Annotated in this window: 12 protein-coding genes; 6 read left to right on the forward strand and 6 right to left on the reverse strand. The window is 56.8% G+C overall.

From position 1 onward, the window contains the following. Nucleotides 1-70 precede the first annotated feature (70 nt). Together glnT and ACR0NF_RS21295 are read left to right on the forward strand one after the other, a co-directional pair. Nucleotides 71-1399 carry a type III glutamate--ammonia ligase gene (gene glnT, locus ACR0NF_RS21290; protein ID WP_480667899.1) on the forward strand — a complete coding sequence of 443 codons (1329 nt, stop codon included), beginning with the start codon at nucleotides 71-73 and terminating at the stop codon, nucleotides 1397-1399. A 64-nt stretch (nucleotides 1400-1463) separates the two neighbouring features. Next, nucleotides 1464-2174, forward strand: coding sequence for a type 1 glutamine amidotransferase (locus ACR0NF_RS21295; protein WP_480667900.1), 711 nt, complete (start codon nucleotides 1464-1466; stop codon nucleotides 2172-2174). On the opposite strand, the gene ACR0NF_RS21300 is transcribed toward ACR0NF_RS21295, so the two are convergent. Continuing rightward, the gene (locus ACR0NF_RS21300; protein WP_480473105.1) at nucleotides 2175-2609 is read right to left on the reverse strand and encodes a group II truncated hemoglobin; all 435 of its coding nucleotides are present in this window, start codon (nucleotides 2607-2609) and stop codon (nucleotides 2175-2177) included. It abuts the gene before it with no gap. 141 nt (nucleotides 2610-2750) lie between these two features. Between ACR0NF_RS21300 and ACR0NF_RS21305 the strand changes: the two genes are divergently transcribed. After that, nucleotides 2751-3596 (forward strand): EamA family transporter, encoded by an 846-nt coding sequence (locus ACR0NF_RS21305; protein ID WP_480473103.1) that lies wholly within the window; start codon nucleotides 2751-2753, stop codon nucleotides 3594-3596. Here ACR0NF_RS21305 and ACR0NF_RS21310 read toward each other — a convergent pair. The 5 genes from ACR0NF_RS21310 to ACR0NF_RS21330 form a co-directional block, all read right to left on the reverse strand. After that, entirely contained in the window at nucleotides 3559-4059 is a 501-nt protein-coding gene (locus ACR0NF_RS21310) for a hypothetical protein (protein ID WP_480473101.1), read from the reverse strand. The two genes, ACR0NF_RS21305 and ACR0NF_RS21310, sit on opposite strands and share 38 nt — an antisense overlap. After that, on the reverse strand, nucleotides 4056-4946 hold the full coding sequence (gene folD / locus ACR0NF_RS21315) for a bifunctional methylenetetrahydrofolate dehydrogenase/methenyltetrahydrofolate cyclohydrolase FolD (RefSeq protein ID WP_480473099.1): 891 nt from the start codon (nucleotides 4944-4946) through the stop codon (nucleotides 4056-4058). Before folD ends, ACR0NF_RS21310 begins: the two co-directional genes overlap by 4 nt. Before the next feature lie 50 nt (nucleotides 4947-4996). Then, nucleotides 4997-5266 (reverse strand): chorismate mutase, encoded by a 270-nt coding sequence (locus ACR0NF_RS21320; protein ID WP_480667901.1) that lies wholly within the window; start codon nucleotides 5264-5266, stop codon nucleotides 4997-4999. A 93-nt stretch (nucleotides 5267-5359) separates the two neighbouring features. Next, entirely contained in the window at nucleotides 5360-7036 is a 1677-nt protein-coding gene (locus tag ACR0NF_RS21325) for a formate--tetrahydrofolate ligase (RefSeq protein WP_480473095.1), read from the reverse strand. A gap of 174 nt (nucleotides 7037-7210) precedes the next feature. Continuing rightward, nucleotides 7211-8146 (reverse strand): LysR substrate-binding domain-containing protein, encoded by a 936-nt coding sequence (locus tag ACR0NF_RS21330; protein WP_480778918.1) that lies wholly within the window; start codon nucleotides 8144-8146, stop codon nucleotides 7211-7213. 238 nt (nucleotides 8147-8384) lie between these two features. Between ACR0NF_RS21330 and ACR0NF_RS21335 the strand changes: the two genes are divergently transcribed. The 3 genes from ACR0NF_RS21335 to ACR0NF_RS21345 all read left to right on the forward strand — a co-directional run bounded on the left by ACR0NF_RS21335 (nucleotide 8385) and on the right by ACR0NF_RS21345 (nucleotide 12431). Further along, complete coding sequence (locus ACR0NF_RS21335) at nucleotides 8385-9338, forward strand: ABC transporter substrate-binding protein (RefSeq protein WP_480473091.1); 954 nt, start codon at nucleotides 8385-8387, stop codon at nucleotides 9336-9338. Between the two features lie 82 nt (nucleotides 9339-9420). Continuing rightward, nucleotides 9421-10449: a quaternary amine ABC transporter ATP-binding protein gene (locus ACR0NF_RS21340; RefSeq protein ID WP_480473089.1), complete on the forward strand. Its 1029-nt coding sequence runs from the start codon at nucleotides 9421-9423 to the stop codon at nucleotides 10447-10449. Continuing rightward, on the forward strand, nucleotides 10449-12431 hold the full coding sequence (locus ACR0NF_RS21345; RefSeq protein ID WP_480473087.1) for an ABC transporter permease: 1983 nt from the start codon (nucleotides 10449-10451) through the stop codon (nucleotides 12429-12431). The genes ACR0NF_RS21340 and ACR0NF_RS21345 overlap by 1 nt, the downstream gene beginning before the upstream one ends. The last annotated feature ends 1 nt before the right edge of the window (nucleotide 12432 follow it).

Consider the following 12432-nt stretch of genomic DNA (forward strand, 5'->3'; position numbering starts at 1 on the left):
CGCGGCTCCTTAACGGGGGCCGCGCTTTTGCTTTGGAAATCGAAAATTCAACAGGGAAAGGAAAGCCATCGTGACGACAGATCTCGCAGCTTTCGCAAAAGAAAAAGACGTCAAGTATTTCATGATCTCGTTCACTGACCTGTTCGGTGGGCAGCGGGCCAAGCTGGTACCCGCGCAGGCGATTGCCGAGATGCAGGAAGATGGCGCAGGTTTTGCCGGGTTTGCCACTTGGCTGGATATGACCCCAGCACATCCTGACATGCTGGCGGTCCCGGACCCGTCATCGGTGATCCAGCTGCCATGGAAGCCCGAGGTCGCCTGGGTTGCAGGTAACTGCGTGATGGAAGGCAAGGATGTCGCCCAGGCCCCGCGCAATGTACTGCGCCGCCTGATCGGCGAGGCCGCCGAGATGGGAATGCATGTCAAAACCGGCATTGAGGCTGAATTCTTCCTGCTGACCCCAGATGGCGAGCAGATCAGCGACCCGTTCGATACCGCCGAAAAGCCCTGCTATGACCAGCAGGCGGTGATGCGCCGCTATGATGTGGTGCGTGAGATCTGCGACTATATGCTGGAACTGGGCTGGGGGCCCTATCAGAACGACCACGAAGATGCCAATGGCCAGTTTGAGATGAACTGGGAGTTTGACGACGTTTTGAAAACCGCCGACAAACACTCGTTCTTCAAATTCATGACCAAGTCGGTGGCCGAAAAGCATGGGCTGCGGGCAACGTTCATGCCCAAGCCTGTCGAAGGGCTGACCGGTAATGGCTGCCATGCTCATATCTCGGTCTGGGATGCACCCGGAGCGGACGCCAAAACCAACGTCTTCGCCGGCGAAGGCGACGGTCCGACCGGCGAGGTGGGACTTGGCGAACAGGGCAAGTATTTCCTGGGCGGGATCATGAAACATGCCAGTGCGCTGGCAGCGATCACCAACCCGACGGTGAACAGCTACAAACGCATCAACGCACCGCGTACCATGTCGGGCGCGACCTGGGCCCCCAATACCGTGACATGGACCGGCAACAACCGCACCCACATGGTCCGGGTGCCCGGTCCGGGCCGGTTTGAGCTGCGCCTGGCCGACGGAGCCACCAACCCCTATCTGCTGCAGGCAGTTATCATCGCCGCGGGTCTGTCCGGCATCCGCTCCAAAGCCGATCCGGGACGTCGCTGGGACATTGACATGTATGCCGAAGGCCACACCGTGACCGACGCCCCCAAACTACCGCTGAACATGCTCGACGGGTTGCGCGAATACGACAATGATACCGAGTTGAAAGCCATGATGGGTCAGGAATTCTCAAGCGCGTTTCTGAAGATGAAGCATCAGGAGTGGAACTCGTTCGTCAGCCATTTCTCACGCTGGGAAAAGGACCACACGCTCGATATCTAAGAAACTTCGGGGCTGCAGACCACTGCCGCCCCGATACAGACGCTCGGATGGAGGCCCGTGCCTAATGAATGTCCTGATTTTCCAGCATTCGTGGGGCGAAAACCCCGGAGCGTTTCTAGAGCACATTTCATCATGCGGTGATACGGCCAAAGTCGTGCATCTGTATGATGGCCAACCAATCCCGCAACTCGACGATTTTGATTTGCTTCTGGTTCTGGGCGGCCCGATGGACGTCTGGGAAACCGAGGCGCACCCGTGGCTCGTGCCCGAAAAACAAGCGATCAGGACCTGGATTCAAGACCTCAAGCGACCGTACTTTGGGATATGTCTAGGCCACCAACTTCTGGTTGATGCGTTAGGAGGGAAATGTGTACCTATGCAGAAGCCTGAGATCGGTGTGCTTTTTATTAATTTGACTGACAACACGCGCAGTGATCCGCTGTTCGAGCCCCTGCCCGATCAATTCCGGGTGCTACAATGGCATGGGGTTGAGGCCATTGACCTACCGCCCAACTCATCGGTTCTGGCGCAATCTGATGCTTGCGCAGTACAGGCTTTGCGGGTCTCAGATAGCGCCTGGGGCGTGCAGTTTCACCCCGAACTTGTTCAGGGCACGATCCAATCGTGGATGACCGATCCGGCAAATCATCAATGCGCTGTGAATTGGCTTGGGTCCGCAGACGCGGTGCAGACGATGATCTCTGATAGCGACAATATTGCTGCGGAACAATTCAAGATCACATCCAGCCTCTATGACAGATTGCGACAGATCTGATCAGCCACGAACCTCAAGGTTCTTTCCGCTGTCGGCTTCGACTCTCCAGTCTGGGACATCGTTGACCAGCATCAACGCGGCACGGCGCAGAGTTTTGCGCATTTTGTCCACCACCGGACCGTCCATTCCGCAATCCGCCAACGCGGCGTCAAACGTATCCAGCCAAAGCTCGGCATCGGCCTCGCGTATCGGCACATGCGCATGAATTTCACGCAGGTCCATATGACCAAATCGCTCACGATAATAGGCCCGACCGCCCAGGAACCCGCTCAGAAATTCAAACTGTGCCTGTCTCGTATGAGACAACCCGTGTCCGCGAAAATGCAACCTGTGCAATGAATGTACGGCCGGATCGGTCTCCATGCGGTCGTAGAACCGTTCGACCAGAGCCCGAAGTCGATCTTCACCGCCGATTTGATCCAATGCAGATGACATACGTCTCTTTCCCGAGTTGTAGCCGTCAATAAATATTGCATAACAGGAAAATAAGTTTATCACCAGTGACATGTTGGCGCGGTTGATATCGCAAGATGGGCACGTAATGTGTGGGCATGACCAGATACATGAGGCGACCGGATGAGCGCCCTTGTACTGGGTCTGCTGGCCGCATTATGTTGGGGCTTTCACGATCTTGCCGTGCGATATGTCAGCCAGTCCGTGAGCGTCATCGCCGCGTTGATGGCCGTGCTGGTTGCCGGGGCTGTGCTTCAGTTCGGACTTGTGGCGATCTGGTCCGGGTTTGCCCCCATGCCCGTCGAGGCAGTGTCCTATGCAGTTGCGTCGGGCGGCTTTTACCTGCTGGCTGGCCTCAGCATGTATGCTGCGTTTCAGCGCGGGCCTGTACGTCTGGTCGCCCCGCTTGTCGCCAGCTATCCCGTTTTGTCAGTCACCCTTGCAATATGGCGCGGTTCCGAAGTCAGCATATGGCATTGGCTGGCAATCATCGCCATTGGTGTCGGCGTGTCCATTGTCTCAGCACGATCCAAGGGTGACGGAGCAGAATATCCTGCAGCCAGGCCGACAATTGCCTTTTCAATTCTTGCTGCAATTGGGTTTGCTGCGACATTCGCTTTGGGACAATATGCAGCCGAACTTGGTAATGAGTTCACCGTTTCGCTGATTGGACGCTTGACCGCCATCCCGGTCCTGGCCGCAATTGCCCTTGCATCCCGCAAGTCGCTTTGGCCGGGCACGCGGGCCCTTCCCCTGTTGTGCCTGATGGGCACGCTCGACGCGGTGGCGCTTTTGTGCGTCGTATCTGCCGGGGGGTTGCCCAATGCCCAATATGCATCCGTCGCGGCCTCGATCTTCGGGTTATTGACGGTTGTCCTGGCCTGGGCGATCCTGAGAGAGAAAATGTCAATCTCTCAATGGCTTGGTTGCCTCATAGCTTTTTTCGGAATTGGCTATCTTGCGATTTGAGCATCCGCTTGCCCATTGCAATACCATGAGCCTGATGGGCCACAATCGCGCTGTATAACACGCAATCAACTTCGCCCGGGCGAACTGGTCCGGGATGATGCCATGCGCCAGGTCGACTGAGATCTTTGTGTCCCTGCAATTCACTTCGCAGGTTGAGAATATCAATATGTGTAGGCGCGTCAGGCAGCAACAAGACAGCATATACATCCACCGCCGCGTTCAATTGCTTGACCTGAGTTCGGCACTTATCCTGCGACATATCCTTGCCCCAGAATTGCTGATCCAACGCCATGCCAGTTTGTGCCGCGCGGGCTACCAACGCGCGGACGCGCGCAGCATTCGACGCCGAATGACCAATGGACACGATCACCATGCGCGCGGCACGGCCCGCATTATACCAATATTGGTGCGCGCTGGCGCAGGCAGACATTCTGCCGGTTGAAGCGCCAGCAGCGAGGCTCACGCTGTTAGGCCTTCAAATTCTGGGAGTTTGTTAGCGCGACAGCATGCAGTGAGTGTGTTCGCGAGGAGGCAGGCGATCGTCATCGGACCCACGCCGCCCGGAACCGGGGTGATCGCGCCCGCGCGTTCGTCGGCGCTGGCATAATCGACATCGCCGACCAGCTTGTTCTTGCCGTCGCGCTCAATGCGGTTGATGCCGACATCAATCACGGTCGCACCTTCCTTGATCCAGTCGCCCGGCACCATCTCGGGCCGTCCGACAGCCGCCACGACGATATCGGCACGGCGAACCACATCCGGCAGGTCCTTGGTGCGGCTATGCGCGATGGTCACAGTGCAGCTGTCACCCAGCAGCAGCTGCGCCATCGGTTTGCCCACGATGTTCGAACGACCAATGACAACCGCATCCATGCCCGACAGCGAGCCGTGGTAATCGCGCAGCATCATCAGACAGCCCAGAGGAGTACAGGGGACCATCGACTTCTGGCCAGTGCCCAGCAAGCCCACGTTCGAGATGTGGAACCCATCGACATCCTTGGCCGGGTCGATCGAGTTGATCACCAGATCCTCGTTCAGATGCTTCGGCAGCGGCAGCTGTACAAGAATGCCGTGTACGGCAGGGTCATTATTCAGCTTATCGATCAGCGCCAGCAGATCCTCTTCGGAAGTGTCTGCATCCAGCTTGTGCTCGTACGAGTTCATGCCGACCTCAACGGTCATCTTGCCCTTGGAACGGACATAGACCTGACTGGCCGGGTCTTCGCCCACCAGAACCACTGCGAGTCCCGGCGTGATCCCGTTTTCTTCTTTCAGCTTAGCCACCTGATCGGCCACCTGCGCGCGCACTTTGGCGGCAAAGGCCTTTCCGTCGATAACCTGCGCTACCATCCTTTGATCCCTTCTTTCAAAACGGATCGGGCACTATCGCGCCCGGCCATTCAGTCTGAGCCAAGCACACGCTCTTCCCGTGCAATCGACCAGTCAATCAAAATACGCCACAGCTGTTCGGCCAAATCCGGGTCCATTCCCGCCCCATCCGAAGCCGCGCGCACCTTTCGCACCACCTCTTCGACCCGCTCGGGGATACGGGCGGGCAGACCCGCGTTCGGCTTCAGTTCAGATGCGCGATCGATGTAACCTGCGCGCGTCACCAGCATCTCGATCAGTTGGCGGTCCAACTGGTCTATCTGAGCCCGCAACTCCTGCATCGAATTGCAGTCTTTTGGAGGTGCCAGAGTGGGTATCGTGGTCTCCTCATGGCCCGGGAATTCCCCGGACCACGAGATGTCTTATTTGGGGGCTTAGAACAAGCCCTCGATCTCACCTGCGTCGTTAAGGCAGATGGTTTCGGCTGCAGGTTTGCGCGGCAGTCCGGGCATGGTCATGATCTCACCGCAGACAACCACGATGAAACCGGCACCGGCGCTCAGGCGGACCTCACGCACCGGAACCGAGTGACCGGTGGGTGCGCCGCGCAGAGTCGGGTCGGTTGAAAACGAGTACTGCGTTTTCGCCATGCAGACCGGCAGGTTGCCATAGCCTGCTTCTTCCCATTCCCGCAGCTGGTTGCGGATCTTGTTGTCGGCCAGAACCTCATCCGCGCGGTAGATACGCTTGGCGATGGTTTCGATCTTCGCGAACAGCGGCATTTCGTCGGGGTAGATCGGCGAGAAGTTCGCGGCACCATTTTCGACGATTTCGACAACTTTTTCGGCCAGAGGCGCAGAGCCATCCGAGCCCAGCTCCCAGTGACGCGACAGGATCGCTTCTACGCCATGCTCGCCACAGTAGTCCTTGACCGCCTGAACTTCGTCATCGGTATCGGTGACGAAGTGGTTGATCGCAACGACAACCGGAACACCGAAGGATTTGACGTTCTCGATGTGGCGACCCAGGTTCGCACAGCCCGATTTGACCGCATCAACATTCTCAGCGCCCAGATCAGCCTTGGCCACGCCGCCATTCATTTTCATCGCACGCACAGTGGCAACCAGAACAACAGCCGATGGAGCGATGCCTGCCTTGCGGCACTTGATGTTCATGAACTTCTCAGCACCGAGATCAGCACCAAAGCCAGCTTCGGTCACGACATAGTCGGCTACTTTCAGCGCGGTCTTGGTCGCGATGACCGAGTTACAGCCATGCGCGATGTTCGCAAAAGGACCGCCATGCACGAAGGCTGGGTTATTTTCCAGTGTCTGCACCAGGTTCGGCTGCATAGCATCTTTCAGCAGCACGGTCATTGCGCCTTCGGCCTTGATGTCGCGGCAGTAAACCGGTGTCTTGTCGCGGCGGTAAGCAACGATGATATCGCCCAGACGCTTTTCCAGATCTTTCAAGTCGTTTGCCAAGCAGAGGATTGCCATGACTTCGGACGCCACAGTGATGTCAAAACCTGCCTCACGCGGGAAGCCGTTAGATACACCACCCAAGCTGGCAGTGATTTGACGTAGAGCGCGGTCATTCATGTCGACCACGCGGCGCCATGCAACGCGGCGGGTGTCGATTTCCTGCTCGTTGCCCCAGTAGATGTGGTTGTCGATCATCGCCGATAGCAGCGAGTGGGCCGAGGTGATAGCGTGGAAGTCACCTGTGAAGTGCAGGTTCATTTCCTCCATCGGAACAACCTGCGCGTAACCGCCACCTGCAGCGCCGCCCTTCATGCCGAAGTTCGGGCCAAGCGAAGCTTCGCGGATACAGATCATCGCGTTCTTGCCGATGCGGTTCAGGCCGTCGCCCAGACCCACGGTGGTGGTGGTTTTACCTTCACCCGCAGGGGTCGGGTTGATCGCGGTAACCAGGATCAGCTTGCCGTCTTCGCGGCCCTGGACCGAGTTGATGAAGTCCTGGCTGACCTTTGCCTTGTCATGGCCGTAAGGCAGCAGATCATCGCTGGAGATACCCAGCTTCGCGCCGATTTCCTGAATCGGTTTTTTGTTCGCCTCGCGGGCAATCTCAATGTCGGATTTGTAGCTCATTGGGCTTTGGACTCCCTGCAAAAGTAGGCCGAACGAATTCAGACCCGTCCGCATATGCGACCCGGGGCGGAATCAGATACTTTCATTACGGTAAATATTTTTTCCCTTCGGTCAACCTTTGAATTTCAGAGACATTGAAGGAAAGAACAATTATCGCGCGATGGCACCATCGGATCACACGTAACGTTTGCGCCCTGCGCTGAGCCCTAACAACCAATCCTCGACGATACGTCGCTCGGGAAATGATTTTTGCGTTGGGCTCTTCAGAAGAAAATATCCCGACTGTGTTCGCACCGATATGTCCTGGATTGGTCTGACCAACGCACCGCTTTCAAGCAGGGGGTCAACAAGATGGGCCCAACCCAGTGCGACGCCCAAACCATCAACAGCTGCTTGTATAGAGAGAGGATAGGTGTTGAAGGCCACAGCGCGTTCCATCAATGAGGTAGAAATTTCATTGCTGCCAAGCCAGGTATGCCAAGTCATCCATTCTGCGTGGCTGCTGGTCACCTCAATCAGATCCAATTCCGGCAGCGCGGATAGTACTGCCGCCTTCGGATTACTTTTGAGATAATCAGGGCTACATACCGGGAAAACGGTTTCCCCGAACAAAAGCTGCGCCTCATATCCGGGCCAATCCCCTTCCCCGCGCAATATCGTCAGATCCATAGAATCAGACAGGCACTCTGCGTCGCTGTCCGAAGACACCAGCGATATACGGATGCGGCCATTGGATTTGTTGAATTTGCGTAGCTGCGGCATCAACCAGAGCGAGGCAACGGAGTTGGTCGCAGAGATCGAAACCGTGTTGGCCTGATGTTTGGCCAGCATATCCCGGCTGACCTCCCGCATTAGATCCAGTGATTTTTCCACGGTTGCCAACAATATGGCACCTTGCTGCGTCAACGAGACCGACCGATGGCCTCTGACAAACAAGGGCACGTCATAATGTTGTTCCAATAGACGCACTTTGCGACTGATTGCCGTTTCTGAAATGTTGAGCACCTTGCTGGCCTGCGCAAAGCTCTGGGCCTTGGCGGCCGCTTCAAAAGCCAAAAGGTAGTCGAGCGGCGGAAGAACCTTCCCGGTAACTGGTGCTTTCTTCGGCATCTGACGGCGGAGTCCCAATCTAAAGCTGATTGCAATCAAAGAGCATTTGCCCGCGTCGGCTGAAAACGATTAGGCAACTGACTGTTAAGATAGTAAAAAACCGGATTAGCCTCAAGATTTTATGGGCAACGCCTCTCAAATTTCTGTTCTGCGTTTCGCGCAAATTTAGGCAGAATACGCAAATTCGGGGCCGGAAGAGCCCACAATCCAAAAATCGAACGTCACTCAGGGAGCAATCATGAAACTTTCAAACCTACTTTCTGCTGCAACCTTGGCAGCGGTAGCGGGCACCGGTGCGATCGCAGAAGACAGCAGCGACCCGATCGTCATCCCAATTCACAACTGGTCCAGCCAGATCGTGATGTCTTACGTAACAGGCCAACTACTCGAAGAGATCGGCGATAATGTCGAATACGTCACGACCGACAGTCAGGCGGTCTATGAATCGGTGCGTCTGGGCGACGTCACGCTTGAGATGGAAGTCTGGGAAGGCGCATTTGGCGCATCCTTCCGCGCGGCTCTGGAAAAGGGCGGTCTGCATGATGCGGGCGACCACGATGCTGTCACCCGCGAGGACTGGTGGTATCCAATGTGGACCAAAGAGTCCTGCCCCGGCCTGCCGGACTGGGAAGCATTGAACGATTGTGCGCATCTGTTTGCGACAGCCGAAACCGGCGACAAAGGCCGATATCTGGACGGTCCGGTAGACTGGTTGAAACATGGTAAAGAGCGTGCCGAAGCGCTCGATCTGAATTTCACCGTGATCAACGCGGGTTCGGCTGCAGCCCTATGGGCCGAGATCGGCGCCGCAGAGGCGGACAAGAAACCGGTTCTGGTCTTCAACTGGACACCCAACTTCGCCGAAGCCGTCTGGCCCGGTGAGTTTGTCGAGTTTCCGGCCTGGGAAGATGGATGCGACAAAGACCCATCCAAAGGTCCGAACCCGGATGCGCTGTATGATTGCGGCAATCCGGCTACCGGTTACCTGAAAAAGGCCGCTTGGGATGGTATGAAAGACAAATGGCCCGCTGCCTACTGTGTATTGACTGAAATTTCCTTCACCAATCCGCAGATCGCGGAGATGGCCAAGCTGGTCGATACGGACGAGCTGGAACCGGAAGAAGCAGCAGCCGAATGGCTGGATGCGAACCGCGCTGTTGTTGATCCCTGGATCAGCGCCTGCAGCGGATAATCCGGTCACACGCAACGAAACTGGCGCGGCCTTACTGACCTCATTGGAGCAAGGCCGTGCTTAACAAGAAAGAAAGGCAGCCATGTCCGCCACAGCGCCTGTAATCTCAGCCCAAAATGTCTGGAAATTATTTGGACCTTCGCCCGAGAGCTATCTGAATTCCATGCCGGCTGGCCGTAGCTTCGACGAGATTCGCGCAGATGGCTACATCGCCGGGGTCAAGGACGTCTCGATTGAGGTTGGCCGGGGCGAAATGCTGGTCATCATGGGACTATCCGGATCAGGCAAATCAACTCTGGTGCGGTGCTTCTCGCGCCTGCACGACATCACCGGCGGTACGATCAAGGTTGATGGTCAGGATATCATGGGCCTGAGCGAGCGTGACCTGATCGAATTGCGACGCAACAAGATGGGCATGGTATTCCAGTCCTTCGGCCTGCTGCCGCACCGCACGGTCCTGGATAACGTGGCCTTCCCGCTGGAAATGCGCGGTCAGGATCGCCATGACCGCCGTGAACGTGCACTGGAAGTCATCAAGCTGGTCGGGCTTGAGGGCCGCGAAGAATACTTCCCACGCGAGCTTAGCGGTGGGCAACAGCAGCGGGTCGGCATCGCCCGGTCCTTGGCGATTGAGCCGGATATCTGGTTTCTGGACGAGCCGTTCTCGGCCCTTGATCCATTGATCCGCCGCGAAATGCAGGATGAATTCCTGCGGCTGCAAGAGATGCTGGGTAAGACCATCGTCTTTATTACTCACGATTTCGACGAAGCGCTACGCCTCGCAGATCGCATCGCAATCATGCGCAACGGTGCGGTTGAACAATGCGATACACCTGATCAGATCGTCATGAACCCGGCCACCGAATACGTGGCAAAATTTACCGAAGACATCGACAAAGCCCGTGTCGTACACGCAAAAGGGCTGGCGAAACCGATCAATGGACATGCTCTTGAAGGAGCGCCCGTCAATGGCGGCTCGACCATCCACGAATTGGCGCGGGTTCTCGTTAATGACAACCGCATCCTTCTGCCGGTTGCCGATGACAAGGGCATTGTCACCGGTGTTCTGGAACGCGACGCCGCTTTGAATGTCTTGCTCGGAGCCGAATGATGGCGACGCTATCCACTGATCTGCACGAGGCCTCGCACAAGCCATGGGGGCGTACCCGCGTGCTTACGGCATTGCTGGCCGTGGCCTTTGCACTGATCCTTGTCAAGGTCGTCGGTGTTTTGCCCGAATGGCTGAACCGCATTCCCGAAGCGGCCATCCCACCCACAGCACAGCTTCTGGATGCGATCTTCAACTTCATCCAGAACGACCTTGGCCTGATCTATGTGACTCGCTTCATCGCCGAAGGCCCGCTGGAGTTTTTGTTGGACACATCGGCCAACCTTTTGGAAGGCAAGCGCCGCTGGCCTAATCTGGGACCAATCCCATGGTCTGCGATTGCAGCTGTTGCAGCTGTTGTCGGTTATGCCGTCGGGGGATGGAAGTTGGCAGCCCTTGGTGCGGGCACCTTCATCTGGACAGCCGCAATCGGACAGTGGAAAATCGCCATGCAAACCATGTCCGTGATTGTTGTCGCGGCACCCTTGGCGTTCCTGCTGGGTCTGGTTCTGGGTATCGCCGCGTGGAAATACGGCTGGTTCGAGCGGATACTGAAGCCCATCTTGTCCGTGTTGCAAACCTTGCCCTTCTTTACTTACCTGCTGCCTGCGGTGATCTTCTTCAAAGTCGGGCCAACAGCCGGTGCCGTGGCAACGATTACCTTCGCCATCCCGCCGATGATCCTGATGACAACACTGGGCCTTAAAAAGGTCAGTCCCGAAGTGATCGAAGCGGGTCAGATGTCGGGCTGCACCCGCTGGCAGATGCTGCGACATGTCTATGTTCCCGCCGCGCGCACCGAGATTTTGGTTGGAGTTAACCAAGTGATCATGTTGTGTCTGGCCATGGTGGTGCTGACCGCATTCATCGGCATGCCCGGCCTTGGCGCCAAGCTGTTAGCGATGATGGGCAGTTTCAAACTCGGGCGTTCTTTTGAGATTGGTGTGACCATCGTTCTTCTGGCGGTCATGCTCGATCGGATGTCAAAGGCTTGGGTCGTCAAACAGCCCGTTCATTTCGAACGCGGCACCCCATGGTGGAAGCGGCACCAGATCTCGCTGGTCGCGCTGGGTCTGTTTGTCGGGTTTATCCTGCTCTCGCAGGTCTTCCCGATCCTTGCCGAAGTTGGCCGCAAGCAGCACCTGAGCCAAGGCAAGGAAATTGACGTGGTAATAAAGTCGATTCTGGCGATTGATGCCATCAAGGGAACGACCGAATGGTTGCGCTGGTTCCTGAACGTCAAGGTTCTGATCCCGTTCCGAGACACGTTGCTGGCGATCCCTACCCCCGCCTTCATCCTGCTGGTCGTTGCCTTTGCCTATTGGATCGGCGGACGCCGCCCCGGCATCTATGCTGCAGTCTTCTTTACGATCGTGGCTTTCTCGGGCTGGTGGGATCGCTCCGTTATCACGCTCTACACGGTGATTTCGGCGGTCGCGCTGGCGACACTGATCGGTATCCCCCTGGGAGTTGTCGCGGCCCGATCCACCCGCTGGTCCAAGAGCATCCTTTTAGCCTGCGACACCGCTCAGACTTTCCCCAGTTTCATCTATCTGATCCCAGCAATCATGCTGTTCGGCGTCAATGATGTGGCCGTCGTGTTCTCGATCCTGATCTTCGCCGCTGTGCCATTGATCCGGTACACCATTATTGGCCTCAGCAGCGTGCCCCCGGAAATGACAGAAGCGGCGGACATGTCCGGGTCCACGCGGCGCCAAAAGCTGATGTCGGTTCAATTTCCGCTGGCGCTGCCAACAATGGCCGTCGGATTTAATCAGGCGATCATGTTTGCCTTTTTCATGGTCATCATCGCGGCCTTCATCGGCACACAGGACCTGGGACAGGAATTGCAACGCACGCTGGCAGGTACCGAGTTGGGCAAAAACTTTGTCCTTGGCCTGAACGTGTCGCTGATGGCGCTGACCTTTGACATGGCCATCAGCAGCTGGGCGGAAAAACGTAAAAAGCGACTGGGGCTCGACTGAG

This window comes from Ruegeria sp. CF4 (assembly GCF_056537345.1).